Origin of the sequence: Kineococcus rugosus (assembly GCF_050871975.1) — a bacterium.
In the GTDB taxonomy this organism is placed as follows: domain Bacteria; phylum Actinomycetota; class Actinomycetes; order Actinomycetales; family Kineococcaceae; genus Kineococcus.
This window is the reverse complement of the sequence record NZ_JBJLSJ010000038.1, coordinates 21,697-47,966: the sequence shown is the minus strand read 5'-3', so window position 1 is coordinate 47,966 and position 26,270 is coordinate 21,697. Positions and strand designations below refer to the sequence as shown.

The 26,270-nt window shown below is 75.7% G+C and carries 22 protein-coding genes; 8 read left to right on the top strand and 14 right to left on the bottom strand.

Features of this window, described 5'->3' with window-relative positions; genetic code table 11:
• Nucleotides 1–66: 66 nt before the first annotated feature.
• Genes ACRYM6_RS19050 through ACRYM6_RS19040 form a run of 3 tightly spaced genes read right to left on the bottom strand, consistent with a single transcriptional unit; the run spans nt 67 to nt 3,045 of the window.
• Nucleotides 67–1,488, bottom strand: a complete 1,422-nt coding sequence (locus ACRYM6_RS19050; protein WP_432544461.1) for a glycosyltransferase family 2 protein — start codon at nt 1,486–1,488, stop codon at nt 67–69.
• Nucleotides 1,481–2,056, bottom strand: a complete 576-nt coding sequence (locus ACRYM6_RS19045; RefSeq protein ID WP_432544460.1) for a hypothetical protein — start codon at nt 2,054–2,056, stop codon at nt 1,481–1,483. Before ACRYM6_RS19045 ends, ACRYM6_RS19050 begins: the two co-directional genes overlap by 8 nt.
• Nucleotides 2,053–3,045: a nucleotidyl cyclase domain-containing protein gene (locus tag ACRYM6_RS19040; RefSeq protein ID WP_432544459.1), complete on the bottom strand. Its 993-nt coding sequence runs from the start codon at nt 3,043–3,045 to the stop codon at nt 2,053–2,055. The genes ACRYM6_RS19045 and ACRYM6_RS19040 overlap by 4 nt, the downstream gene beginning before the upstream one ends.
• Before the next feature lie 121 nt (nt 3,046–3,166).
• Between ACRYM6_RS19040 and ACRYM6_RS19035 the strand changes: the two genes are divergently transcribed.
• The 5 genes from ACRYM6_RS19035 (at nt 3,167) to ACRYM6_RS19015 (ending at nt 9,495) form a co-directional block, all read left to right on the top strand.
• Complete coding sequence (locus ACRYM6_RS19035; protein ID WP_432544458.1) at nt 3,167–5,044, top strand: ATP-binding protein; 1,878 nt, start codon at nt 3,167–3,169, stop codon at nt 5,042–5,044.
• A gap of 120 nt (nt 5,045–5,164) precedes the next feature.
• Nucleotides 5,165–6,628: an adenosylhomocysteinase gene (gene ahcY, locus ACRYM6_RS19030; RefSeq protein WP_432544457.1), complete on the top strand. Its 1,464-nt coding sequence runs from the start codon at nt 5,165–5,167 to the stop codon at nt 6,626–6,628.
• 103 nt (nt 6,629–6,731) lie between these two features.
• A complete protein-coding gene (locus tag ACRYM6_RS19025; protein ID WP_432544456.1) occupies nt 6,732–6,974 on the top strand; it encodes a hypothetical protein in 243 nt (80 codons plus the stop codon).
• 41 nt (nt 6,975–7,015) lie between these two features.
• A complete protein-coding gene (glgX, locus tag ACRYM6_RS19020) occupies nt 7,016–9,025 on the top strand; it encodes a glycogen debranching protein GlgX (protein ID WP_432544455.1) in 2,010 nt (669 codons plus the stop codon).
• Nucleotides 9,022–9,495, top strand: coding sequence for a hypothetical protein (locus tag ACRYM6_RS19015; RefSeq protein WP_432544454.1), 474 nt, complete (start codon nt 9,022–9,024; stop codon nt 9,493–9,495). The genes glgX and ACRYM6_RS19015 overlap by 4 nt, the downstream gene beginning before the upstream one ends.
• A gap of 33 nt (nt 9,496–9,528) precedes the next feature.
• On the opposite strand, the gene ACRYM6_RS19010 is transcribed toward ACRYM6_RS19015, so the two are convergent.
• Nucleotides 9,529–10,341, bottom strand: a complete 813-nt coding sequence (locus tag ACRYM6_RS19010) for an RDD family protein (RefSeq protein ID WP_432544453.1) — start codon at nt 10,339–10,341, stop codon at nt 9,529–9,531.
• A 32-nt stretch (nt 10,342–10,373) separates the two neighbouring features.
• Here ACRYM6_RS19010 and ACRYM6_RS19005 point away from each other — a divergent pair, with 32 nt between their 5' ends.
• On the top strand, nt 10,374–12,326 hold the full coding sequence (locus ACRYM6_RS19005) for a S9 family peptidase (RefSeq protein WP_432544452.1): 1,953 nt from the start codon (nt 10,374–10,376) through the stop codon (nt 12,324–12,326).
• On the opposite strand, the gene gap is transcribed toward ACRYM6_RS19005, so the two are convergent.
• A complete protein-coding gene (gene gap, locus ACRYM6_RS19000) occupies nt 12,313–13,311 on the bottom strand; it encodes a type I glyceraldehyde-3-phosphate dehydrogenase (protein WP_432544451.1) in 999 nt (332 codons plus the stop codon). The genes ACRYM6_RS19005 and gap overlap by 14 nt on opposite strands.
• 182 nt (nt 13,312–13,493) lie before the next feature.
• On the opposite strand from gap, the gene ACRYM6_RS18995 reads away from it, so the two are divergent.
• A complete protein-coding gene (locus tag ACRYM6_RS18995) occupies nt 13,494–14,018 on the top strand; it encodes a DUF4383 domain-containing protein (protein WP_432544450.1) in 525 nt (174 codons plus the stop codon).
• A gap of 39 nt (nt 14,019–14,057) precedes the next feature.
• Here ACRYM6_RS18995 and ACRYM6_RS18990 read toward each other — a convergent pair whose 3' ends face one another.
• Nucleotides 14,058–14,993, bottom strand: a complete 936-nt coding sequence (locus ACRYM6_RS18990) for a GlxA family transcriptional regulator (RefSeq protein WP_432544449.1) — start codon at nt 14,991–14,993, stop codon at nt 14,058–14,060.
• 34 nt (nt 14,994–15,027) lie between these two features.
• On the opposite strand from ACRYM6_RS18990, the gene ACRYM6_RS18985 reads away from it, so the two are divergent.
• The gene (locus ACRYM6_RS18985) at nt 15,028–16,026 is read left to right on the top strand and encodes a stage II sporulation protein M (protein ID WP_432544448.1); all 999 of its coding nucleotides are present in this window, start codon (nt 15,028–15,030) and stop codon (nt 16,024–16,026) included.
• A gap of 10 nt (nt 16,027–16,036) precedes the next feature.
• Here ACRYM6_RS18985 and ACRYM6_RS18980 read toward each other — a convergent pair whose 3' ends face one another.
• The 8 genes from ACRYM6_RS18980 to ACRYM6_RS18945 all read right to left on the bottom strand — a co-directional run bounded on the left by ACRYM6_RS18980 (nt 16,037) and on the right by ACRYM6_RS18945 (nt 26,269).
• The gene (locus tag ACRYM6_RS18980) at nt 16,037–16,876 is read right to left on the bottom strand and encodes a serine hydrolase domain-containing protein (protein WP_432544447.1); all 840 of its coding nucleotides are present in this window, start codon (nt 16,874–16,876) and stop codon (nt 16,037–16,039) included.
• On the bottom strand, nt 16,873–17,373 hold the full coding sequence (locus ACRYM6_RS18975) for a hypothetical protein (protein ID WP_432544446.1): 501 nt from the start codon (nt 17,371–17,373) through the stop codon (nt 16,873–16,875). The genes ACRYM6_RS18980 and ACRYM6_RS18975 overlap by 4 nt, the downstream gene beginning before the upstream one ends.
• Before the next feature lie 78 nt (nt 17,374–17,451).
• Complete coding sequence (locus ACRYM6_RS18970) at nt 17,452–17,835, bottom strand: ATP-binding protein (RefSeq protein ID WP_432544445.1); 384 nt, start codon at nt 17,833–17,835, stop codon at nt 17,452–17,454.
• A gap of 53 nt (nt 17,836–17,888) precedes the next feature.
• Nucleotides 17,889–19,751 carry an ABC transporter ATP-binding protein gene (locus tag ACRYM6_RS18965; RefSeq protein ID WP_432544444.1) on the bottom strand — a complete coding sequence of 621 codons (1,863 nt, stop codon included), beginning with the start codon at nt 19,749–19,751 and terminating at the stop codon, nt 17,889–17,891.
• Entirely contained in the window at nt 19,748–21,319 is a 1,572-nt protein-coding gene (locus ACRYM6_RS18960) for an ABC transporter transmembrane domain-containing protein (RefSeq protein ID WP_432544443.1), read from the bottom strand. The genes ACRYM6_RS18965 and ACRYM6_RS18960 overlap by 4 nt, the downstream gene beginning before the upstream one ends.
• A 54-nt stretch (nt 21,320–21,373) precedes the next feature.
• Nucleotides 21,374–23,170: an ABC transporter ATP-binding protein gene (locus ACRYM6_RS18955; protein ID WP_432544442.1), complete on the bottom strand. Its 1,797-nt coding sequence runs from the start codon at nt 23,168–23,170 to the stop codon at nt 21,374–21,376.
• Nucleotides 23,170–24,894, bottom strand: coding sequence for an ABC transporter ATP-binding protein (locus ACRYM6_RS18950; RefSeq protein WP_432544441.1), 1,725 nt, complete (start codon nt 24,892–24,894; stop codon nt 23,170–23,172). Before ACRYM6_RS18950 ends, ACRYM6_RS18955 begins: the two co-directional genes overlap by 1 nt.
• Nucleotides 24,895–24,967: 73 nt before the next feature.
• The gene (locus ACRYM6_RS18945; RefSeq protein WP_432544440.1) at nt 24,968–26,269 is read right to left on the bottom strand and encodes a DUF58 domain-containing protein; all 1,302 of its coding nucleotides are present in this window, start codon (nt 26,267–26,269) and stop codon (nt 24,968–24,970) included.
• Nucleotide 26,270 lies beyond the last annotated feature (1 nt).

The window sequence follows — 26,270 nt, the reverse complement described above, 5'->3', positions numbered from 1 at the left end:
CGCCCCCCCGGCCTTCACCACCCCACCCAAGGGGCGGCGGGGTGTGGTGTGGTCATTGTCGCAACATCAGCTCCTGGGTAGGGGGAGGGGGCGGGGGGGGGGGGCGGGGGGGGGGGGCTCCACGACGGGCCGGTCGTTGGCCCGGGCGGTCTTGTGCCACTCGGTGTGGCCCTTGAGGACGCGGAACAGCGCGCGCCAGGCGCAGATCTGCAGCAGGTAGCCGTAGCCGATGTTCGCCACGGCCATCCACAGGGCGCCGCGGCGGGTGACGAACGTGCCGCAGTGCGTCCGGTAGAAGAACCCCCACAGGGCGTGCGGGAGGACCCCGAACAGCAGGCCCAGCGGGATCAGGCCCCAGGCGCCGGCCAGCAGCCACCGGTCCGGGCCCTGCGGGTCGGTGAAGGCGTAGTAGCAGGTGACGACCGACGTCAGCGGGAACACGACGCTGCCGAACACCTGGGAGAACGGGACCCACATGTAGTGCGCGATCTCCAGCGCGCCCGGGATGGAGATGCGCTCGGAGTTCAGGACGCGCCACAGGTAGCGCAGGCACTGGATGTTCCCCTGCGACCACCGGGTCCGCTGGCGCAGCAGGGGTTTCACCGCGCTGAGGCCGTCCTGCGCCACGAACGTGTCGTGGCAGTACTCGGTGCGGTGACCGGCGAGCAGGACGTGCAGCCCCAGTTCGAAGTCCTCCAGCAGCGCGCCGTGCCACGGGGTGCCGTTCTCGCGGGCGACGTCGTCGAGGGCGGTGAGCCGGGTGAACTGCCCGTTGCCGCCCATCGCGACGCTGCCGGTGCGCCGCCGCAGGAACTGCATGGCGGCGATGGGGCCGGCGAACTCCAGGTCCTGCAGGCGGACCAGGATGTGGTCGCCCTTCGTGCGGGCCCGCGAACCCACGAGGCGGTCCAGGTCGGTCCCGACGAGGGCGTCGACGTCCTCGGTGATGCGCACCTGCACCTGCACCGCGCCGACTGTCGGGTCCCCGAACAGCGTCGGGCCGGCGATCACGTCGGGGCAGAACTGCTCCAGGCGCCCGTCGGCGTCGACGACGCCCACGACGACGCGGGAGCGGTCGGCCCCCTCGGGCAGTTCCGCGCAGATCCGCCGGTAGGCGTCGTTCAGGGCGTCGCCCTTGCCCTTGCGGGCCTCGGGGGGGCGGCGGCTGACGACGCGGACCTTCTCGTGCCGGGTCGCCAGCCAGGTGATCAGCTCGTGGGTGTGGTCGCGGGAGTCGTCGTCGATGCACCACACGGTCGCCTCGGGGAAGGTGTCCAGCAGGTGCTGCACGGTCCCGACGATGACCGTCTCCTCGTTCAGGCAGGGGATGAGGATGTGCCAGTCGAAGTCGGCCCGGTCCCCGAGCTCCACCTCGCGGTGGCGCAGGAACGGGCGCAGGACGACGACCACGTAGCTGAGGAACAGCACGCACAGCACGAAGGCCGCGGTGTTCAGCAGGGCCAGGCCGAGGTGGACGCTGCTACCCACGGCGCACCACCTGCGCCCCGCGGGTCAGCAGCACGAGGAACGTCAGCCCGCCCAGGACGATCCCGACGGTGCTGACGATCGAGCCGCCGAGGACGTGCGTGAGGCCGTACCCGCGTTCCAGCCCCCAGAAGTGGACGCCGGAGGCGATGGTCAGCAACCGCAGCTGGTTGACGGCCGCCACGACGAGGGCGGCGAAACCCAGGGCGCCGAGGGTGACGACGGCCGGCATCCGCCGGACCGGCAGCAGCAGCGCGGCGACGGCCACGAACGGCACGAGCAGCACGACGGCGCTGCACCCGATGGTCACGGTGTGCCCGACGAGCAGCCCGTCGACGCGGTAGAGGGTGTTGTCCGCCACGCAGCGGGCGCCGCTGTCCCACGCGGTCCGCACCAGCAGCGCCGACGCGCACGCCTCGGCGTGCCGGACGGCGCGGTCGTGGGTGAGCAGGACCACCGTGGCCACCAGCAGGCCGGCGGTGAGGGCGCAGCGCACCGGGCCGATCCCGCGCAGGGTGCCGGCGACGCGGGCGGCGCGGGCGGCGCGGGGCGCCGCGGCGGCGGCGCTCACGCGCCGTCCCCGTCGCGGCGGGCCCGGTAGAGGCGCTGCTCGGCCAGGGTCCACACGGTGCTGAGGTCCGCGGCCTCCCCGGACGCGGCCCAGGCCGTGGTGGCGTCGAACCCGGCGGCGCGCAGGCTCGTCGCCACCTCGCGCGCGGTGGCGTCGACCTCGTCGGGTTCGACGTCGGGCAGGATGACGCCGAACTGGCGGGCGGTGAGGCGGGAGACGGTGGCCTCGGGCAGCGCCCGCACGACGGTCTCGGTCGCCTTCTGCAACCGGGTCGAGGAGCGGACGCGGCCGATGTCGACGACGAGCAGGGCGACCGGCAGCCCGCGCTCGGCGGTGCGCCGGTCCTCCTGCTGCAGCAGCGAACCCCAGCCGACGCGGCTGGACAGCGCGGTGACCTTGTCGGAGGCGTCGCGGCGCACCGACAGCCGCTCGGCCTCGCGCTGGGCGTCGTCGGCGGCGACCTCGGCGGCCAGGGTCTGCGTGAGGAGCGCGGCGAAGGCGTCCATGAGCGCCTCCAGGCCGGGGGTGGGGACCGTGCCGGGGCGCGAGCTCCAGCCGGCCATCGCCCCCAGCAGCCGGCCGCTGTCGTCGCGCAGCGCCGTGCCGGCGTAGGCGGTCATCCGCAGCGCGATCGCCGAGGGCGCCCGCACGTAGTTCGGCACGAGGGTGATGTCGGGGGCCACGGCCGGTCCCAGGCCGTTGACCATGCGCCGGCACACGGTGTCCGACCACGGGATGCGCCGCCCCACGAGCACGCCGGTGGCCTCGTCGGAGACCGCCAGCGGCAGCATCGCGGCGCCGTCCAGGCGTCCCAGGTACCAGGTGTCCAGCCCGCTGCTCGCCGCGAGGGCCTCGACGACCTGGCGGGCGCTGCGGCGCAGCGAGGTGTCGGCCGCCCCCCGGGCGGCGGGCGGGCGGGCGACGGTGCGCAGCACCGCCGTCCCCGGTGCCGGGGACGGGGCGCGCCTCGCCAGTTCGACCATGCTCACGGGAGAGGCATCGGCCACCGGCTCGGGGTCCCTGAGGGGCTGAACGAGTAGTAGAAGTTCCCCGAGGCAGGTACTAGCGAACAGGCTGCAGCGCGGCAGCGGGGATGCCGATGGGGAGGGGGTGACCGACACCTCCGCGGGGACCAGCGGGTCCCGCCGCCGTCTGCTGGCCCACCGCGCCGCCGTCCTCGGGCTGCCCCTCGCGCTGCTGGGGGCCGGGATCGGGTCGAGCGCCGTCGTGAGCCACGTGCTGGAGCGTTCCGGGACGGAGCACGCCCGCGTCGCCGCCGACGAGCTCGCCGCCGGTGAGGCCACCGCGCTGGGCGAGGCGGTCCGCAGCTACACCAGCACGCTCGAGTCGCTGGCCGCCGTCGTGGGCAACCAGCCGGCGCTCACCGACGACCAGTTCCAGGACCTCACCGCCACGATGACCTCGCTGCCGGGCGTGGCCAACCTGTCCTACACCGTCCCCGTCGCCGACGACCCGCAGGCCGTGGCCCGGGCGCAGCAGGACCTGCGGGCCCAGCTCGGCACGCAGCTCACCCTCAAGCCCCAGCCCGTCACGATCGGGGAGCACCGCTTCGTCGTCAGCTACCGCGCGGTGGACGCCGTCGGGTCCTCCCTCGGCGCCGACGCGGCCGCGGTCCCGCAGATCGCCGCGGCGGCGACGGCGGCCCGCGACACCGGGCGGGTCGCCGTGACGGCGCCCTACGTCCTCATCGCCGACCGTTCCCTGCCGGTCGAGGAGCAGCAGCAGTCCGTCCTGTTCGTGGCCCCCGTCGTCGGCGGGCCCGGCCAGGCCGACAAGGGCGCCTTCCGCGGCTGGGTCTCCGCCGCGTTCCGCACCGGCACCGTCCTGGAGTCCACCGCGGAACGGCCCAGCGCCCTGGGGGCGGAGCTGACGCTGTGGGACACCACGGACGCGGCGGACCCGAAGGAGCTCACCGTCGTCGACCCCGAGGCCGCGCTGGCGGAGCACTCCACCGGCGCCGACGTCATCGCCGCCTCGCGCCGGTGGCGGCTGCAGGTGACGCCCACGGCCCGCGCCCACGCCGAGGAGGTCGGCCAGGGCCCGGTGGTCGCCTTCGCCGCGGGTGGCGCCGCGTCGCTGCTGCTGGCCGCGCTGCTGTTCTCGGTGACCGCCGGCCGCGAGCGGGCCCGGCGCAAGGTGGAGCAGGCGACCCTCGACCTCGCCGCGGAGGTGGCCTCCCGGCGCCGCAGCGAGGAGGCCCTGCGGACCCGCGAGTCCGAGCTCGGCGCCTACACCACCGTCGTCGCGGACCGGTTGCGGCTGCCGCTGTCCCGGTTGTCCGCCCTGGCCGACGCCGCCCGCGAGACCGAGTCGTGGACGTCCGCGGACTGGCACGAGCGGCTCGACGCCGTGGACCGCCGCCTCGACCGGGCCCGCCGGCTCGTGGACGACCTGCTGCTGTACGCGCAGGTCAGCGAGATGGCGCTGTCCGAGCGCGCCGTCGACCTGTTCGCCACCGGCACGCTCGTCGCCGACGAGCAGGAGGCCCTGAGCGCCCACCTGCCCGAGGAGCTGCAGCCGCGGATCGAGGTCGGCCCGCTGCCCGAGGTCGTGGGGGAGCCGTGGCTGCTGCACCAGCTGCTGGCGCGCCTGGTCGACAACGCGGTCGTCCACGCCCCCGCCGGGCAGCCGGCCGTCGTCACCCTCGGCGCGGAGCTGACCGGCTCCCGCTTCCGCGGGGAGGTCTGGCGCATCGAGGTCCGCGACCGGGGCCTGGGCGTGCCCTCGGACCGCCGCGCCAGCGTCTTCGAGCCGTTCGCGGGCGAGGCGGCCGACGTGGAGCTGGGCGGCAACCACCTCAGCCTGGCCCTGTGCCGGCGCATCGCCCTGCGCCTGGGCGGGGACATCGGCCTGGAGGACGACCCGCGCGGCGGCAGCGTCTTCTGGTTCACCCTGCCGGTGCGCAGCACGGCGGGGGTCCCGGTCGCCGCGGCCGCACCGGCCCCGCCGGTGCCCGCCCTCGCCTGAGGCCGGGGGCCCGGCGGCGGCCCGGCGCGTACCCTGGGAACTGCTCCGGCGTGCGGTGATGCCGCGAGGGGCCCAGAGGGGCTGCGCCGGGAACGTCACGAACCGCACGAGAGGGCTTCCATGTCTTTCGAGTACCGGGTCCGGGACCTCTCCCTGGCCGAGGCCGGACGCCACGAGCTGCGTCTGGCCGAGCACGAGATGCCCGGGCTGATGGCGCTGCGCGCCGAGTTCGGCGACTCCCAGCCGCTGGCCGGCGCCCGCATCGCCGGCTCCCTGCACATGACGGTCCAGACGGCCGTCCTCATCGAGACCCTCGTCGCCCTCGGCGCGCAGGTCCGCTGGGCCAGCTGCAACATCTTCTCCACCCAGGACCAGGCCGCCGCGGCGGTCGTCGTCGGCACCGGGACCCCCGAGGAGCCCGCGGGCGTGCCCGTGTTCGCCTGGAAGGGCGAGACGCTCGAGGAGTACTGGGCGCTGGCCGACCGGATCTTCGACTGGGGCACCGACGCCGAGGGCCACCGCGTCGGCCCGAACATGATCCTCGACGACGGCGGCGACGCCACCATGCTCGTCCTGGAGGGCAAGCGCTTCGAGGCCGCCGGCGTCGTCCCGGCGACCACCGAGGAGCACTCCGAGGAGTACGCCGTCGTCCTGGAGCTGCTGCGGAAGTCCCTCGCCGAGGACCCGCAGCGCTGGACGCGCATCGCCGAGGGCATCCAGGGCGTCACCGAGGAGACCACGACGGGCGTGCTGCGCCTGGCCGAGTACCACCGCGGCGGCGTCCTGCCCTTCCCGGCGGTCAACGTCAACGACTCGGTCACCAAGTCGAAGTTCGACAACAAGTACGGCACCCGCCACTCCCTCATCGACGGGATCAACCGCGGCACCGACGTCCTCATCGGCGGCAAGACGGCCGTCGTGTGCGGCTACGGCGACGTCGGCAAGGGCTGCGCGGAGTCCCTGCGCGGCCAGGGCGCGCGCGTCGTCGTCACCGAGATCGACCCCATCAACGCCCTGCAGGCCGCGATGGACGGGTACCAGGTCGTCCGCCTCGACGACGTCGTGGAGACCGCCGACCTCTTCATCACCGCGACCGGCAACAAGGACGTCATCATGGCGGCCGACATCGCGCGGATGAAGCACCAGGCGATCGTCGGGAACATCGGCCACTTCGACAACGAGATCGACATGGCCGGCCTGGCCCGCATCCCGGGCGTGGAGAAGGTCGAGATCAAGCCGCAGGTCCACGAGTGGCGCATCCCCGCCTCCGGGGACGTGCCGGCGCACAACGTCATCGTGCTGTCCGAGGGGCGGCTGCTGAACCTGGGGAACGCGACGGGCCACCCGAGCTTCGTCATGTCGAACTCGTTCGCCAACCAGGTCCTCGGCCAGATCGAGATCTTCACCAAGCCGGACAGCTACCCGATCGGGGTGCACCGCCTGCCCAAGCACCTGGACGAGAAGGTCGCCCGGCTGCACCTGGACGCCCTGGGCGTGCGGCTGACCGAGCTGACCAAGTCGCAGGCCGACTACCTCGGCGTCGACGTGGCCGGCCCGTACAAGACGGACCACTACCGGTACTGATCACCCGGTACCGATCACCCGGTACCGGTACCGGTCCCGGACCCGGCGCGCCCGGCACCCCCTCGGGGTGCCGGGCGTCGTCGTGGCTGGCACAGTGTCCCGGATGTCGCTGGAGGACGCCGCTTCCTGGGCCACCATCCTCGGTGGCGTCGCCGTGCTGGCCGCGTTCGCGCGCGGGTGCGTCCTGGTCGCGCTGAAGTACCACGCGCGCGAGGTCCGCCGCTGGCAGCAGACCGAGCAGGGCCTGGACGGCGGCCGGCTGCGCTGGTGGCTCTGGGTCCGGGCGCGCTGGCGGCTGCTGTGGGCCACGGGCCGGCTGCGGACCCGCCGGGAGGTGCAGGAGTAGTTCAGCGCGCGGGAACGCCGTGCGGGCCGCACGATCGATCGGTGGATGACAGCACCCCCTACCCCCTCGGCGTCTCGCTGCGCGAGAACGGGTTGAACGTGGCCGTGTACTCCGAGACGGCCGAGGCCGTCGACGTCGCGGTCTTCGACCCCGCCGGCGCCGAGACGGCCCACCGCCTGACGCAGCGCACCGGCCACGTGTTCCACGGCCTCGTCCCCGGAGGGGTCGGCACCCGGTACGGGTTGCGCGTCCACGGGGAGTGGGAACCGGGGGAGGGCCTGCGGCACAACGCCGCGAAACTGCTGCTCGACCCGTACGCCCGGGCCGTCGAGGGCTCCTGGGGCGCCGGGGAGGAGACGTTCGGGCACACGTTCGACGACCCCGAGCAGCGCAACGACGCCGACTCGGCCGCCTCCGTCGCCAAGGCCGTCGTGGTGGACCCCGCCTTCGACTGGGACGGCGACACCGCCCCGCGGGTCCCGCTGGCCGACACCGTCGTCTACGAGGTCCACGTCAAGGGCTTCACGAAGCAGCACCCCGACGTCCCGGAGGAGATCCGCGGGACGTACGCGGGCCTGGCGCACCCGGCCGCGATCCAGCACCTCGTGGACCTCGGGGTCACCACCGTCGAGCTGCTGCCCGTGCACCAGTTCGTCCAGGACTCCCACCTGGCCGAGAAGGGCCTGCGCAACTACTGGGGCTACAACTCCATCGGCTTCTTCGCCCCGCACAACGAGTACAGCGCCGCGGGCGACGACGGCTCCCAGGTCCGGGAGTTCAAGGAGATGGTCAAGGCCCTGCACGCCGCGGGCCTGGAGGTCGTCCTCGACGTCGTCTACAACCACACCGCCGAGGGCAACCACATGGGCCCGACGCTGTCGCTGAAGGGCATCGACAACGGGTCCTACTACCGGGTCGTGGAGGAGGAGCCGGAGAACTACTTCGACACCACCGGCACCGGGAACTCCCTCAACGTCTCCCACCCGGCCGCGCTGCAGCTGATCCTGGACTCGCTGCGCTACTGGGTCAGCGAGATGCACGTCGACGGGTTCCGCTTCGACCTGGCGACCACGCTGACCCGCCAGTGGGGCGACGCGCACGTGCACTCCGCGTTCCTCGACATCGTCCACCAGGACCCGGTGCTGGCCCCGGTCAAGCTCATCGCCGAGCCGTGGGACACCCAGGGCTACCAGGTCGGGGGTTTCCCGGCCCGCTGGTCGGAGTGGAACGGGAAGTACCGCGACGACGTCCGCGACTTCTGGCGCGGGCAGGGGACGCTGGGGGCGCTGACCCAGCGCATGACCGGCAGCCCCGACGTGTACGAGGCCGACCGGCGCTCGCCGCTGTGCAGCGTGAACTTCCTCACCGCCCACGACGGGTTCACCCTGGCCGACCTCACCGCCTACGACGAGAAGCACAACGAGGCCAACGGCGAGGGCAGCCGGGACGGCGAGAGCGACAACCGGTCCTGGAACTGCGGCGCGGAGGGCCCGACCGACGACGAGGGCGTCAACGCCCTGCGGGCCCGGCAGCGGCGGAACCTGCTGACGACGCTCCTGCTGAGCTCCGGGGTGCCGATGCTGCTCGGCGGCGACGAGTTCGGCCGGACCCAGGGCGGCAACAACAACGCCTACTGCCAGGACGACGAGATCTCCTGGTTCGACTGGGCCTCGGCCGACCGGGACCTGCTGGGGTTCACCCGGGAGCTGCTGCGGCTGCGCCGCGAGACGCCGGCGCTGCGCCCGACGTGGTTCGGCCCGAACACGGTGTCGCTGCGGGCCGACGGGGAACCGATGGGCCAGCAGGAGTGGGACGACGCGAACGCCCGCGCGTACTCCGTGCAGTTCGCCGCCGAGGGGTCCCCGACGGTGCTGCTGCTGGTGAACGGGGCCACGAACCCCGTGGAGTTCACGGTGCCGCCGGCGCCGGGCGGTCCGTGGAAGCTCGTGGTGTCCTCCGACCCGCAGCAGGAGGTCGGCCGGGAGGTCGCCGAGCTCCTGGTGGGGGAGTGGTCGACGACGGTGCTGAGGTCCGACATCATCGACGGGTGAGACCGCACCGCTGGCCACCGGCCGTCGCCCCCGAGGGTCTGGGCGCCGTCGTCCACGGGCCGGTGGTCCTGGCCCGGGCGACGGGCATCGTCGCCGGGCTGCGGTGCGTCTTCGCCCACGCCGACGGCCTGTGGCTGCCGTTCGTCCTGCGGGCCGAGGGCGTCCAGGCCGAGGCGGCGGCCCGGCAGAGCGCGTGGGGCGACGTCGGGGAGGACGGCCCCCAGGGCTGGTCCGAACCGGTCGTCGCGATCGAGGTCGCCGGCCGGGAGGGTCTGGCCGACCCGGCGCAGGCGAGCGGTTCGGCCGGGGAGGACGCCTACGACCTCGACGCCTGGTTCTGGGTGGACGTGCTGCCCACCGACGGCCGGCTCACCCTCACGGTGAGCTGGCCGCAGGCGGGGCTGCCGCTGACCCGCACGGAGCTGCGGCTGCGGCCCTGGTCGGGCGAGGAGGTCCTGCCGCTGCTGTGAGGGCCGCCTCCCGGGAGGCTCCCGCGGTGGGGGTCAGGTCCGCCCGATGGACCGTTCGAGGTCGCGGGTGCGGGCCTCGCGCCGCTCCAGCCGGGTCAGCTCGCGGTCGCGGCGCTCGACGAGCACCGCGACGAGGAACCGCTCGGGGTCGGTGCCCGGCGGCGGGGCGGGGGAGACGTGCGGCAGCAGGGCGTCGGCGAGCTCGACGCGCAGCGCGGCCCGCGAGGCCGGGTTCAGGCTCGCGGTGCGGGCCAGGAACTGCCGGGCCGCGGTCGCCGTCGCCAGCGGCAGCCGCCCGATGTCGGCGGTCCGGGCCCAGCCCGCCAGCTCCGGGGGCATCGGCGGCAGCGGCACGTGCCGGGCGGCGGTGCGCTCGCGCACGACGTACGTCCCGGCGAGCAGGTCGCCGACCCGCTTGCCGCGCGCGTTGACCAGCGAGCACACGATCGCGGGACTGCCGGCCAGCGCCCACAGCTCGAAGAACCCCACGACGTGCCGCACCAGGGCGTGCCGGAACCGGACCGGGCCGCCGTCGTCGCGCACGGCCCGCACCCCCAGGACGAGCTTGCCGACCGAGCGGCCCCGCGTGGCGGTCTCCACGGCCGTGGGGATGCCGACCAGGCACAGCACGCTCAGCGCCAGCCCGATCGCCGTCACCGTCGCCTCGGTGCTGTCGCTCAGCAGCGACGACGCCCCGAGGATCGCGGCCACGAGGACGATCCCGACGATCACGGCGTCCAGGAGGGCGGCCAGCATCCGGGACGCGAACGACGCGGCGCGCAGCCCCAGGACGACGGCCTCCCCGGTGACGATCTCACCGACGGGTTCCCCGGAGGACAGGCTCACCCGGTCACGGTACCCGGGGCTACGGTGACCGGGTGGGAGGTGCCGAGCGTCGCACCGGGCCCCGCGCCGCACCCCACGGGGCGTGGGCGTCGCCGCTGCGCGCCGCCGACGTCGCCGCCGCCGGGCGGCGGCTGTCGGGGGTGGCGCTGGCCGCGGACGGGGCGCTGTGGTGGGCCGAGGGCCGTCCCGCCGAGCACGGCCGGGTCGCGCTGGTGCGGCGCGGCCCCGACGGGCGGGTGCGGGAGGCGGCGCCCGCCCTGGACGCCCGCACCCGCGTGCACGAGTACGGCGGCGGGGCGTGGGGGCTGCTGCCCGGCGGCGGGGCGGTGCTGGCCTCGGCCGCCGACCAGCGCTGGTTCGCCGTCGAGGCCCCCGGGGCGCGGCCGCGGCCGCTGGTGCCCGCCGACGGCGTCCGGTACGCCGACCCGGCGCCGTGCGGCGAGGGGGTGGTCCTCGTCGCGGAGGACCACCGCCCCGGGTGGCCGCGGCGCAGCCTCGTGCACGTCCCGCTCGACGGGTCCGGGCCGCGGGAGCTGTTCGCCGGCCCGCGGTTCCTCGCGGCCCCGCGGGTCAGCCCGGACGGGACGCGGCTGGTGTGGATCAGCTGGGAGCACCCGGACATGCCGTGGCAGCGGACGCTGCTGTGGACGGCCGACCTCGCCGGGGGCGCGCTGTCCGCGCCGCGGGTGCTGCTGGGCGGGGACCGGCGCGAGTCCCTGGTCCACCCCGGTTTCACCCCCGACGGCACGGTGCTGGTGGTCGGCGACCGCAGCGGCTGGTGGAACCTGCTGGAGGTGCGCGAGGGATCCGGTGGTGCGCGCGTGCGCCCGGTCCACCCCGAGGCCGCCGAGCAGGGTTTCCCGCCGTGGACGTTCGCGACGACGTCGTGGGCCGCGCTGGACGAGGACCGCGTCGCGCTGGTCCACGCGGCGGGGGTGGGGTACCGGCTGGACGTCGTGGACCGCCGCACCGGCCGCCTGACGCCCCTGGACCTGCCGTTCACCGCGTACGCGCCGGCCCTGGCCGCGGGCGGTGGGCGGGTCGCCGCGGTCGCGGCGTCCCCGACGAGCCCGCCGGCGGTGGTGCTGGTGGACGTCCCCGGCCCGGGCGGCGGTGCGGGCGCGGTCGAGGTGGTGCGCGCGTCGGCACCGGCACCGGAGGCGGGGTTCCTGCCCGTGCCGCGGGCGCTGGAGGTCCCGAGCGCGGGCGGGCGCACGGTGCACGCGCACCACTACCCCCCGACCCACCCCGACCACCCCGACCCCGGCCCGGCCCCGCACGTCCTGTTCGTGCACGGCGGGCCGACGGCGCAGTCGCAGGCGGCCTGCTCGCCCGAGGTCGCGTTCTTCACCTCCCGCGGGCTCGGCGTCGTCGACGTCCAGTACGGCGGGTCGACGGGGTACGGCCGGGCCTACCGGGAGGCCCTGGACGGGAACTGGGGCGTCGTCGACGTGGAGGACTGCGCCGCGGTCGCGCGGTGGCTGGTGGAGCAGGGGCTCGCCCCGCCCGGGCGGGTCGCGATCCGCGGCGGCAGCGCCGGGGGTTTCACGGTGCTGGCCGCGCTGACGGGGACGGACGCGTTCTCGGCCGGGACGAGCTGCTACGGGGTCGCGGACCTGCGGGCGCTGGTGCGCGACACCCACGACTTCGAGTCGCGGTACCTGGACTCCCTGGTGGGCCCGTTGCCGCAGGCGGCGGACGTGTACGCCGAGCGGGCCCCGCTGAACCACGTCGACGGGCTGGACCGCCCGGTGCTGCTGCTGCAGGGCGAGCAGGACCCGGTGGTGCCGCCGAACCAGGCCCGCGCGTTCGCGGACGCGCTGCGCCGCAGGGGGGTGCCGCACGCCCTGGTGGTGTTCCCCGGCGAGCAGCACGGGTTCCGGCGGGCCGAGAACGTCGCCGCCGCGCTGGAGGCGGAACTGTCGTTCTACGGGCAGGTCTGGGGTTTCGACCCGCCGGGGGTGCCGCGGCTCAGCCTCGGCTGAGCAGTTCCAGCGTGTCGATCACGCGGTTCGAGAAGCCCCACTCGTTGTCGTACCAGGCGACGACCTTGACGTGCCGGCCGTCGACCCGGGTCAGGGCCGAGTCGAAGATCGACGAGTGCGGGTTGCCGGTGATGTCGCTGGAGACGAGCGGTTCGTCGGAGAACTCCAGGACCCCCCGCAGCGCGCCGGACGCCGCGTCGCGGTAGGCCGCGACGACCTCCTCGCGGGTGACCTCGCGGGACACCGCGGTGTTGAGCTCCACGATCGAGCCGACCGGGACGGGCACCCGGATGGAGTCGCCGGACAGCTTGCCGTCCAGCTGCGGCAGGACCAGGCCGATGGCCTTGGCGGCGCCGGTGCTGGTGGGGACGATGTTCACGCCGGCGGCGCGGGCGCGACGGGGGTCGCGGTGCGGGCCGTCCTGGAGGTTCTGCTCCTGGGTGTAGGCGTGGACGGTCGTCATGAACCCGTGCTCGATGCCGGCGAGGTCGTCGAGGACCTTCGCGAGCGGGGCGAGCGCGTTGGTGGTGCAGGACGCGTTCGAGACGACGACGTGCCGCGCGGGGTCGTAGGCGTCGGTGTTCACGCCGTACGCCAGGGTCACGTCGGCGCCGTCGGAGGGCGCGGAGACGAGGACCTTGCGGGCCCCGGCGGCCAGGTGCGCCTTCGCGGCGTCGGCGGAGGTGAACCGGCCGGTGGACTCCAGGACGAGGTCGACGTCCAGGTCGGCCCAGGGCAGGTTCGCGGGGTCGCGCTCGGCCAGGACGCGGATGACCCGGCCGTCCACGACGAGGTTCGCGCCGTCGACCTCGACGGTGCCGTCGAAGCGGCCGAGGGAGGAGTCGTAGCGCAGCAGGTGCGCCAGGGCGTCGGGGGCGGTGAGGTCGTTGACGGCGACGACCTGCAGGCCGGTCTCGCGGGCGAGCAGGGCGCGCAGGGTGTTGCGGCCGATGCGGCCGAACCCGTTGATGGCGATCCGAGTCATGGCTCCAGGGTCGGCGCCGCCGGGGGGCCCGGCCAGTGGCGAGGGAGCCATCGTCCGCAAGCTTCTCGCCACCTCGTGCGGGGGCCGCCCCCGTTCGGAGATGCCCTCCGCCGACGCCCTGCCTACCGTGGGTGACGGGTCGAGCCGGGGCCCGCCGCGTCCACCGAGCCCAGGAGACGACCGTGAGCAGGAACACCGAGAACGCCCGCAGCGCCGACCGCACCACGACGTCCGGGCTGTCCGTCAGCCGTTCCCCCGTGTCGCTGACGTCCCTGCTCGTCGGCGCCGCCTTCCTCCTCGTCGGGGTCCTCGGGTTCGTGCCCGGGATCACCACGAACTACAGCGCCCTCGGCGGCGCGGGCCACCACTCCGGGGCGATGCTGCTCGGGGTGTTCCAGGTGTCGGTCCTGCACAACGTCCTGCACCTGCTCTTCGGCGTCCTCGGCGTCGCGCTCTCACGGGTCCCGACGCTGGCCAAGGCGTACCTCGTCGTCGGCGGGGTCGCCTACCTCGGGCTGTGGGTCTACGGCCTGGTCACCGCCGACGACAGCGCGGCGAACTTCGTGCCCCTCAACGCCGCCGACGACTGGCTGCACCTCGCCCTCGGGCTGGGCATGCTCGTGCTCGGCCTCGTCATGCCGCGCCGCGCCTCCCGCGGGACCGCCGCCACCTACTACGGGCCGACCGCCGGCGGCCGCATCCAGTGACCGCCCCGGGCGCGCTGACCGGCTGACCGGCTGACCCGATCACGCCGAGAACGTGTGCCGGTACTCCGTGGGGGACGTGCCCAGGATCCGCTGGAAGTGGGTCCGCAGGTTCGCCCCCGTCCCCAGCCCCACCCGGTCGGCGATCTGCTCCACGCCCAGGTCGGACCGCTCCAGCAGTTCGCGGGCCGCGTCGACCCGGGCCCGCAGCACCCACTGCATCGGGGTGTACCCGGTGTTCTCCACGAACCGGCGGGAGAACGTGCGGGCCGACACCCGCGCGTGCCGGGCCAGGGCGTCCAGCGTCAGCGGTTCGTCCAGGTGGGCCAGCGCCCACTCCCGCGTCCCGGCGAACACCTCGCCCACGCCCTCCGGCACGCTGCGCGGCACGTACTGCGCCTGCCCGCCGCTGCGGTACGGCGCCGCCACCAGCCGCCGCGCGACGTGGTTGGCCGCGCCCACGCCGTGGTCGCGGCGCACCAGGTGCAGGCACAGGTCGAGGCCCGACGCCGCACCCGCCGACGTCAGCACCTGACCGGAGTCGACGAACAGGACGTTCTCGTCGACCTGCACCCGCGGGTGCCGCCGGGCCAGCGCGCGGGTGTAGTGCCAGTGCGTCGTGGCGCGCTGACCGTCCAGCAACCCCGTCGCGGCCAGCGCGAACGCCCCCGTCGAGATGGCCGCCAGCCGCGCCCCGCGCCGGTGCGCGGCCCGCAGCGCCTCCACGACGGCGGCCGGCGGTTCGGTCGCCGCCGGTTCCCGGTACCCGGGGATGAAGATCGTCTGGGCCCACGCGAACGTCTCCAGCCCGGAGTCGACGTGGTACGACAACCCCTCCCCGCCACGCACCCGCCCCGGCGCGGCCCCGCACACCCGCAGGTCGTACGGCATCGAGGGCCGGTTCGAGAACACCTGCGCGGGGATCCCCACGTCCAGGGGTTTCGCCCCGTCGAGGACGAGGACCGCGACCCTGTGCACCCCCGGACGGTACCGCCGCCGATACCCTCGGCGGGTGGACGTCGACGCCTTCCGGGCCGTGCACGAGCACGAGTGGACGCGGCTGCGCCGCCTGGTCTCCCGGCGCACCCTCGACGGCGACGAGGCCGACGAGCTCGTCGTGCTCTACCAGCGCACCGCCACCCACCTGTCGGCGCTGCGCTCGGCCCAGTCCGAACCGGTGCTCCTCGACGAGCTGTCCACGCTGCTGGTCAAGGCCCGCGCCCGGCTCACCGGCTCGCGGTACACCGCGTGGCGGCAGCTGGTCCACTACGCCACCCGCGGGCTGCCCGCGGCCCTGTGGCGGCTGCGGTGGTGGACGACCGGCACCTTCCTGTTCACCACCGTCCTCGCCGTCGTCGCCGGGGTGTGGATCGCGGGGAACCCCACCGCCCAGGCCAGCGTGTTCGGTTCCGACGAGGAGATCCGCCAGCTCGTCGAGTCCGACTTCGCGGGCTACTACTCCGAGTACGGCAACGCCGCCTTCGCCGGCCGGGTCTGGACGAACAACGCCTGGGTCGCGGCCACCTGCGTGGCCCTCGGCATCGCCGGGGTCCCCGTCGTCGTCGCGCTCGCGGTCAACGCCCTGAACGTCGGGCTGCAGGGCGGGCTGCTCATCGACAACGGCCGGGGGGAGCTGTTCTTCGGGCTCATCGCCCCGCACGGCATCCTCGAGCTCACCGCCGTGTTCGTGGCCGCCGGCGCCGGGCTGAAGCTGTTCTGGTCGTGGGTCTCACCCGGCCCGCGCAGCCGGTCCGTGGCCCTGGCGACCGAGGGCCGGGCCATGATGGGCGTCGCCCTCGGGCTCGTGTTCGTGCTGTTCGTCTCCGGCGTCATCGAGGGTTTCGTCACCCCCTCGGGCCTGCCGACGTGGGCGCGGGTCGGGATCGGCGTGCTCGCCGGGGTCGTCTTCTGGAGCTACTGCCTGCTGCTGGGCCGCCCCGCCGCGCGCGCCGGGGAGACCGGTGACCTGGAGGAGCGGTACGCGGGGGACTCGGTGCCCACGGCGGGCTGAGCCCCGGCGGTCAGCCGGCCGCCGCGGGCCGGTCGGTCAGCAGGACCCGGCAGGTGCCCGCGGCGGGGTCCAGCACCAGCGACGCCCCGGGGGAGCCCGTCCCGGCCGCGCCGGCGGTGCGCCACCCGCCCCCCAGCGTCCCGGCCAGCAGGGCCCGGCCCAGCGCGTGGACCTCCCCGGCGGTCCCGCGCAGCCCGGTGTGACCCACCGGACGGGCCAGCGACCGGGCCAGCTCGTCGCCGGGGGCGCTGCTCCCCGCTCCCAGCACGGGCCCGGGCACCGGGCCGAACCGCGGGCCGTCCAGGCCCAGGGGGAGCGTGACGAACTCCTCGACGAGGGAGTCCAGCCCCTGCCCCGTGGCGTCCTCCAGCAGGTCGCCCAGCACGACGAACCCCACGTCGGAGTCGCGGACCACCTCCCCGGGGGCCGACAGCAGCGGGGAGTCCAGGACCCGCTGGAGCTTCTGCGCCGGGCGCAGGTCGGTGCGCCGCCACGCGTCGCTGCCCGCGGGCAGGCCCGAGGTGTGCTCCAGGAGCTGGCGGGGGGTGAAACCCCGTGCGGTGGGCCGGTCGAGGTCGACCGCGCCGACCTGCGCGAGCTCGTGCGCGACCGCCGCCGTCCACACCCGCGTCAGCGGCCCCAGGTCCGCGCGGGTCGCGGGGGTGACGGGGGTCGGGTCGCCGGGCGCCACCGTCCCGGCCGCGGCGCGGTGCACCCGGCCGTCCGCGCCGGACCACGCCGCGCTCGCGCCGCCGAACCGCCCCCGGCGCACCCCCTCGGCGAGGTCGCCGGCGAGCTCGCCGGCGAGGTCGCCGGCCGGGTCGCCGGTCAGGTCGTGCGCGGGGTTCACGGCGCCCCCCACGGCGCCAGCCGGTCGGCGCGGGAGGGGTCCAGGGCGATCTCGGCGCGCAGGCCGCCGTCGAACTCGACGGTCCAGACCCGCCAGCCGGGCGACAGCCACAGCAGCTCGGCGCCCCGTGCCGGGCGCGACCCGCCCGGGGCGAGCCGCCCGCCGCGCAGTTCGCGCCCGCGCCAGCGCAGCGTCCCGTCACCGGTCACGACGGCCGCCCCGAGCGCGCCCCAGGACCGGCTGATCCCGCCGCTGGGGGAGGCCAGGGACCGGACGCCCGCGTCGAACGCGGTGTCGCCGTGCACCGAGCGCAGCGCCCGCGCCCGCAGGACCCGCCCCGCCCGGGCGCCGGCGGTCCCGAGGAGCAGGCCCGTGAGCAGCCCCCGCACCCACCACGGCCCGCCGAGGGCGTCCACGACGTACCCGGCCGCCAGCGCCCCGCCGATCCCGAGCAGCAGCCACGGCCAGACGCGGGGGCGGCGGGGTCCGGGAGGCACCGCGCCAGGGTGCCAGGGGGGCGACGGCCCGGCGACACCGGCGCGGCGGCCGGGTCAGGCGGCGGGTCAGGCGGCGGGTCAGGCGCTCAGGGTGAACCAGACGGTCTTGCCGTCCGCGTGCGGCAGCACCCCCCAGTCGTCGCTGATGTAGTCGACGAGCGTCATGCCCCGCCCGTCCTCGGCGTCGGCCGCGGCCCGGCGGGGGCCCGGCGCGTTCGGCTCGCCGTCGCTGACGTGGACCTGCAGGCCGCTGCTGCCGTCGCAGGCCACCTCCAGGGTGATCGGCGGGGCCGCGTGCCGCACCCCGTTGCCGACCAGCTCGGAGACCAGCAGCTCCGCGCTGTCGAGCACCGAGGCGGCGTGCGCCCGGCAGATCGCGGCCCGCAGGAAGCGGCGGGCTTCGCCGGCCGCGCGCGGGTGCAGGGGCAGCGTCGTCCGCACCGCGGGTGTCTGTTCACACACGGTAATGAGAATGCCACTTTCTGTTATGGCGCGCTGGGTGGGCGCCGCCGGGCCTACGCGTCGGCCACCCGCTGCGGGGCGTGCGCCGGCCGCGACCACGTCTCCCACAGCCGGGCGTACCGGCCGCCGAGGGCGAGCAGCTCGGCGTGGGTGCCGATCTCGGCGATCAGCCCGTCGGCCATGACCGCGATCCGGTCGCACGCGGCGGCCTGGCTCAGCCGGTGCGCCACCACGAGCGCGGTCCGGCCCCGCACGACCGCGACGGCGGCCTGCTCCAGGTCGCGGGCCCCGGCGCTGCCGGCCTCGGCGGTGGCCTCGTCGAGCACGACCACGGGCGGGTCGCGCAGCACCAGGCGCGCCAGCGCGAGCTGCTGGGCGCGGGCCTGCGACAGCGGCAGCTCCCCGGGACCGACGCGGGTGCCCAGCCCCTCGGGCAGCGCGGCGACCCAGTCCTCGGCGCCCACGACGTCCAGCGCGTGGTGCACCTGCTCGTCGGTGGCGTCCGGGCGGGCCAGGGTGAGGTCCTCGCGCAGCGTGCCGGTGAACACGTGCGACTCCTGGGCGATGACGCCGATGCGGTCGCGGACCGCCTCGGCGTCCAGGTCGGCCAGCGCGACCGGCCCGTGCTCCCCGGTCAGCTCGACGGTCCCGCCGGTGGCGGGGAACACCCCGCCCACGATCGCGGCCAGCGTCGTCTTGCCGGCCCCGCTCTCCCCGACGACAGCCAGCGAGGTGCCCGCGGGGACCTCCACGTCGATGCCGCGCAGGACCAGCGGCCCGTCGGGGGCCTCGCCGCCGGTCGTGGCGTGGGGGTAGGAGTGGGTCAGGCCCCGCACGACGATCCCGACGTCGCGCCGGGCGGCGCGGGCCAGGACGGCCGGGTCGGCGGCCGGGTCGGCGGGCAGGTCGACGACCCCGACGAGCCGGTTCAGCGCGGCCGCGGCCCGCGACACCTCGTCGAAGGACAGCAGCAGCACCCCCAGCGGCCCGAACAGCCGGTGGAACAGCAGCGCGGCGGCGGTCACGGCCCCGACGGTGACGAGGTCGGCGCGGGCCAGCCAGAACCCGGTGAGCAGCAGCGCCGACAACCCCACGGCCTCGGCGCCGTTCATGGACATCGAGAACCGCGCGAAGGTGCCCAGCGCCCTGCGCGAGGCCCCCACGGTGCGGGCCGAGGCGGTCTCGACGCGGTCGCCCTGCAGGTCGGACATGCCGTAGGCGTGCACGGTCGAGGCGCCGTGCAGGGACTGCAGGAACACCTGCGAGCGCTGCGCCGCGACGGACCGCTCGGTGGCGTACAGCGGGCCCGCCTTCGGCAGGTACCAGCGCAGGCTCGCCGCGTAGACGGGGAACACGACGCAGAACGCCAGCGCGAGGCGCCAGTCCAGCGCGAGGAACCCCACGGCCGACAGGACCACCGTGACGGCGGAGGTCAGGACGTTCGCGGCGAGCTGCACCGAGGCGGTGAACAGCTCGACGTCCTCGGTGACGCGGGAGGCGACGTCACCGGCCCCGGCGCGTTCCAGGACCCTCGGGTTCATCCGCAGCGAGCGGTCGACGACCCGCTCGCGCAGGTCGGCGGCGACGCTGGCGCCGAGGCGCTCGGCGTCGCGGCGGGCCAGGGCGGTGGTGACGGCGGTCAGGACCGCCACGACCGACAGCTGCACCAGCAGCGGCGCGAGGGACTCGCGGGCGCGCACGACGTCGACGGCCCGGCCCAGCAGCAGCGGCAGCAGCACGGTCCCGGCGCTGGACAGGACCGTCGTGGTGACGGCCCGGGCCAGCTCGCCGGGGTGGGCGGCGGCGGTGCGCCACAGGACGGCGGCGCTGCGCCGGCCGGTGGCGACGGGCAGGGCGCCGGCGGGGGAGGAGACGGGGGAGGAGTCGGGGGAGGAGGCGGGGGTGGGGGTGCTCACCGGGCCACCGCCGCCGCGTACTCGGAGCCGAGGTCGGGGTGGTCCAGCAGCTCGGCGTGGGTGCCGCTGGCGTGCCGGCCGTCGCCGGTCAGCAGCACCACCCGGTCGCAGCGCGACAGCAGCAGCGGCGAGGACGTGATGAGCACCGTGGTGCCCGTCCCGGCCCGCAGGGCGCGGACACCGGCCGCGACGCGGTCCTCGGTGACGGCGTCCAGCGCCGTCGTGGGGTCGCGCAGCACGAGCACCTCGCGGTCGGCGGCCAGCGCCCGCGCCAGGCCGATGCGCTGGCGCTGCCCGCCGGAGAAGTTGGTGCCGCCGTCGGCCAGCGGGGCGTCCAGGTCGGTGGGGGCGGCGGCCGCGGCCAGGGCGTCGGCCAGGGCGACCCCGCGCCCGGCCGGGACGGGCCCGGAGTCCAGGGCCTGGGCGAGGGTGTCGCCGAGCAGGTGCGTCTCGGCCGGCTCGACGAGGGTGCTGCGCCCGTCACCGGCGGCGCGCAGGCCCGCGGTGACGGCGTCGGCGGTGGCGGTGTCGGTCGCCACGACGCCCAGGACCTCGCCCGGGGTGAGGGCCGGGGCCAGGGGCGCGGGCAGGGCGGTCCCGGCCTCGGCGGCGCGGGGCGCCGGCGGGGCCAGCAGCGCCGCGACGCGGCGGGCGCTGGCGCGGGACACGGCCAGCTGCTGCACGCAGGAGCTGATGTTGCGCACCGGGTCGGCCAGGAAGCTGGCCATCCCGACGACGGTGACGAACTCCCCGACGTCGAGCCGGCCGCTCGCCACGAACGCGCCGGCGACCCCGGCGGTGGCGACCAGGACCGCCCCGGTGGCCAGGGTGCTGACGCCGACGACGACGGAGGTGGCCCCCGCGGCGCCGACGGCCGCGCGGCGCGAGACGGCGCTGGCCAGGTGGTAGCGGCGGACGGCCTCCGGCACGCCCCCGAACCCGCGCAGCGGGCGCAGCCCGGCGAGCAGGTCGGCGGCGACGGCGGCGGCCAGCCCCGCGCTGCGCTGGCGGTCGTGGACGCGGGCCTCCAGCTGCGGGGTGAGGGCCTGCAGGCCCAGGACCAGCAGGGGGACCGCGACGAGCAGCCCGAGGCCGAGGGCGACGTCGATGCGCAGCAGCACGACGGCCGCGACGACCATCCCGAAGCAGCCCGAGGCCAGGAAGCTGACCAGCCCGAGGGCCTCGGCGGTGTGCCGGGTGTCGGAGGTCGCCACCGACAGGGCGTCCCCGACCTGCCGGTCGCGCAGGACGGCGGGGTCGCGCAGGACCGCGCGGGCCACCGCGGTGCGCAGGTGGTGCGCCTCGTCGAACTGGGCGCGGTCGATGACGACGAACGCGTACGTCCCGGCGCTGGTCAGGACGGCGAACAGCAGCAGGACGCCCAGGACGGACAGCAGGATCGCCGGGACGTCGTCGGTGCCGATGACGCGGTCGACGACGAGGCCGATCGCGACCGGCACGAGGGCCTCGCACGTCTGGTGGACCATCGAGGACCCGCAGCCGACGGCGGCCGCGCGGCGGTGCCGGCGCAGGACGTCGAGCACCGGGCGGGAGGGGGGTGGAGCCATGTGAGGTGAGCCTAATCCTTCGGTGCGGGGCGTCGGGGAGGTTTTCGGCCGGGGTCAGTCGACCTCCGCCGCGGCACCGGCGAACTGCGCCCGGTGCAGCCGCGCGTACGCGCCGCCGGCGGCCACCAGCTCCTCGTGCCGGCCCTGCTCCACGACCCGGCCCGACTCCATCACCAGGATCAGGTCGGCGTCGCGGACCGTGGACAGCCGGTGGGCGATGACCAGGCTGGTGCGGTCGCGCCGCAGCCGCGCCATCGCGTGCTGCACGGCGCGCTCGGTGCGGGTGTCCACCGAGCTCGTCGCCTCGTCCAGCACGAGCACCTGCGGCCGGGCCAGGTGCGCCCGCGCGATCGTCACCAGCTGCTTCTCCCCGGCGCTGAGCCGGCCCGCGTCGTCGTCCACGACCGTCGCGTAACCGTCCGGCAGCGCCGCGACCACCGTGTCGACCGACGCGGCGCGCGCGGCCTCCCGGACCTCCTCGTCGCCGGCCCCGGGCCGGGAGTAGGCGATGTTCTCCGCGATGGTCCCCTCGAACAGCCAGGTGTCCTGCAGCACGATCGCCGCCCGCGAGCGCAGGTCCTGCCGCGACATCGCGGCCGTGTCGACGCCGTCGAGCAGGATGCGGCCGGAGTCGACCTCGTAGTACCGCAGCAGCAGGTTCACCAGCGTGGTCTTGCCCGCGCCGGTGGGCCCGACGACCGCGACGGTGTGGCCCGGTTCGGCGGTGAACGACAGGTCCTCGATGAGCGGGCTGTCGGGGTGGTACCGGAACGAGACGTGCTGGAACTCGATGCGGCCCGGGCCGGCCGGGCGCGGCCCGCCGGCCGGCTCCGGGCTCAGCTCCGGGGCGTCGAGGAGCTCGAAGACCCGCTCGGCCGAGGCGACCCCGGACTGCAGCAGGTTCGCCATGGACCCCAGCTGCGCCAGCGGCTGGGTGAACTGCCGGGAGTACTGCACGAACGCCTGCACCCCGCCGATGGTGACGGACCCGCCGGTCACCATCGTCGCGCCCACCACGGCGATCGCGACGTACACCAGGTTCCCGATGAGCATCGTCGACGGCATGATCGTGCCGGAGAGGAACTGCGCGCCGGAGCCGGCGGTGAACAGCTCGGCGTTCTTCGCCGCGAACCGGGCCCGGACCTCCTCGCGGCGGCCGAACGCGGTGACGACGTCGTGACCGGTGAAGGCCTCCTCGATCTGCGCGTTCAGGGCGCCGGTCTCGCGCCACTGCGTGACGAACAGCGGCTGGGAGTGCCGGGCGATGAGCGCGACGACGACGAGCGTCAGCGGGACCGCGACCAGCGCGAGCAGCGCGAGCCGCCAGTCGATCGTGAACATCATCACCACGACCCCGACGACGGTCAGGGCCGAGACGAGGGCCTGCGACACGGTCTGCTGCAGGCTCTGGGAGACGTTGTCGATGTCGTTCGTCACCCGGGACAGCAGTTCCCCGCGGGGGGTGGAGTCGACGTGCGACAGCGGCAGCCGGTGCAGCTTGTCCTCCACGTCGGCGCGCAGCCGGAACACCGTCCGCTGCACGACCCGGTTCAGCAGCAGGCCCTGCAGGAACGACCCGCCCGCCGACAGCACGCACACCGCGACGACCAGCGCGATCGTGCGGGTCAGCGCCGCGCGGTCCAGCGGCAGGCCGCCGAACGCGGCGTCCACGACGACGTCGGTGGCCTCGCCCAGCAGCTTGGGCACCCACACGGTCAGGACGACGCTGGCGAGCGCCAGGACGAGCACCAGCGCCAGCCGCGCCGCGTCCGGGCCCATCCGGGACAGCAGGCGCCGGGCGGAGGGGCCGAAGTCCACCGAGGTCTGCGGGGGCGCGCCGCGCATCGCCATCAGACCGCCACCTCCTCCTGGCTGGACACGATCTCCCGGTACGTCGGGCACGTCCGGAGCAGGTCGTCGTGCCGGCCGCGCCCGACGACGCGGCCGCCCTCCAGGACGACGATCTCGTCGGCGTCGACGATGGTGGAGACCCGTTGCGCCACCACGAGGACCGCCGCGCCGGGCCGGTCGTGGGCCAGCGCCGCCCGCAGCCGGGCGTCGGTGGCGGTGTCGAGGGCGGAGAACGCGTCGTCGAAGACGAGGACGCCGGGGTCGCTGACGAGCAGCCGCGCGATGGACAGCCGCTGCCGCTGACCGCCGGAGACGTTCGTCCCGCCCTGGGAGACCGGGGCGTCGAGCCCCTCGGGGCGGGCCCGGACGAACTCCTCGGCCTGCGCGGTGCGCAGCGCCGCCCACAGCTCCTCGTCGGTGGCCCCGGGCCGCCCGAACCGCAGGTTCGTGGCGATCGTCCCGGAGAACAGGTACGGCCGCTGCGGGACGAGGCCGACGCGGCGGCGCAGCTCGTCCTGCGCGACGGAGCGCACGTCCACGCCGTCGAGCAGGACCGCGCCGGAGGTGACGTCGACGAGGCGGGTGGCGAGGTTCACGACGGTGGTCTTGCCCGAACCGGTGGAGCCGATCACCGCGGTCGTGCGGCCGGGGGCGACGGAGAACGTGACGGCGTCCAGGACGGGCCGGTCGGCGCCGGGGTAGCGGAACGACACCTCCCGGAACTCCAGCGACCCCGGCCCCGCCGGGGTGAGCGGCACCTCCGGCTCGTGCACGCTCGGCGTCGTCCGCAGGACCTCCCCGATGCGGCCGGCCGAGACCGCGGCCCGCGGGCCCACCACGGCCAGGAACGTCGTCATCATGACGCCGGTGAGGATCTGCACCAGGTAGGTCAGGAACGCGACGAGGGAACCGATCCGCAGGTCCCCGCTCTCGACGCGGCCCGCGCCGAACCACACGACGGCCGCGCTCGCCAGGTTCATGACGAGCACCACGACCGGGAAGACGACGGCGAACAGCCGCCCGGTGCGGATCGCCACGTCCGTCAGGCCGGTGTTGGCGCTGGCGAACCGGGCCCGCTCGGCGTCCTCGCGCACGAAGCCCCGCACGACCCGCAACCCCGTCAGCTGCTCGCGCAGCACCCGGTTCACGACGTCGAGGCGTTCCTGCAGCTGCCCGAACAGCGGCCCGAGCCGGACCATGACCAGGGCCATCACCGCGACCAGGACGGGAACGGCCACCACGACGAGCCGGCTGAGCCAGACGTCCTCGCGCAGCGCCATGACGACGCCGCCGACGCACAGGACGGGCGCCGAGACGATCATCGTGCAGGTCATCAGGACGAGCACCTGCACCTGCTGCACGTCGTTGGTGCCGCGGGTGATGAGCGAGGCGGTGCCGAAGCGGCCCACCTCGGCCCCGGAGAAACCCAGCACGTGGTCGAAGACCGCGGCCCGCACGTCGCGGCCCAGGGCCATCGCGACGCGGGCCCCGCACCAGACGGCCGCGATCGTGGCGACCACCTGCACGAACGTGACGGCGAGCATCACGGCGCCGGTGCGCCAGATGTACCCGGTGTCGCCGGTGGCCACGCCCCGGTCGATGACGTCGGCGTTGAGCCGGGGCAGGTACAGCGACGCGGCCGTCTGCAGGACCTGCAGGGCCACGACCGCCGCCAGCAGCCCGCGGTGCGGGCGCAGGTGCTCGCGCAGGAGGGTGAGCAGCACGGGAGTCAGGTCTAGCACCCGGGCGGCCCGCGCCACACCGGGTTTCGTGTCCCCGGCGAACCGGGCACAGCCGTCAGAGCCGCCCGGCGGCCTTCAGCGCCAGGTACCGGTCGGCCAGCGCCGGGGCGAGCCCGTCGGGGCCGGCGTGCACGACCTCCACGCCCAGCCGCGACAGCAGCCGCGCCGTGCGGTCCCGCGTCGCGGTCGCCGTCTCGGCCGCGGCGGCGGTGTACACGGCCTCGGCGTCGGAGCGGTCCCGGGCCAGCCGGCCCAGCGCCGGGTCGTCGACGGCGGCCAGGACCACGGTGTGCCGGGTGGCGAGCTGTTCCAGGACCCCCAGCAGCCCGGAGTCCAGGACCGAGGAGTCCAGCGCGGTGAGCAGGACCACCAGCGAGCGCTGCCGGGTGGTGGTGCGGACCTCGGTGGCGACCGCGTCCCAGTCGGCCTCCACCAGGGACGGCTCCAGCGGGGCGAGGGCCTCCACCAGCGAGGGCAGCAGGTCCCCGCGGGACCCGCCGCGCACCCGGGCCCGCACCCGCCGGTCGTGCGCCACCAGGTCCACGCGGTCCCCGGCCCGCGAGGCCAGCGCGGCGGTCAGCAGCGCGGCCTCGATCTGGGCGTCGAGGCGGACGGTCGGGGTGGGCCCGTCGAGGCGGGCCGCGGAGGTGCGCGAGCAGTCCAGGACCAGCAGCACCCGCCGGTCCCGCTCCGGGCGCCAGGTCCGCACCACGACGGCCTGCCGGCGCGCGCTGGCCCGCCAGTCGATGGAACGCACGTCGTCGCCGTCGACGTAGTCGCGCAGCGAGTCGAACTCGGTGCCCTGGCCGCGGTGCTGCACGGCGCTGCGGCCGTCGAGCTCGCGCAGCCGCGCCAGCCGCGACGGCAGGTGCTTGCGGGAGGTGAACGGCGGCAGCACGCGCAGCCGGCCCGGCACCGGCGTAGAGCGCTGCCGCGCGGCCAGGCCCAGCGGGCCGCGGGTGCGGACGGTGACGCGGTCGGCGAGCCGGTCCCCGCGGCGGGTCGGCACCAGGACGACCTCGAAGCGGCGGCGCTCCCCGGGCGGCACGTCGAGCCGGTGCCGGGTCCGTCGCGCGCCCGCGGAGGGGACCCACGCGTCGCGCAGCACCCCGCGCAGCGGCCGGTCCCCGGTGTTCTGCACCAGCAGCTCGGCGGTGCGCGGCTCCCCGAGCCGGACGGCCGGCAGCGGGGGCCGGGTGATCGCGAGCCGGCGCGGGGACGGGGCGAGCACGACGTCGAGCGCGACGAGCAGCACGCACACGACCAGCCACACCCAGAACGCGGCCCACCCGGGCCAGGCGACGACGAGGACCAGCCCGGCCAGGGCCAGCCCGGCCGCGCGTCCCGTGACGGTCACC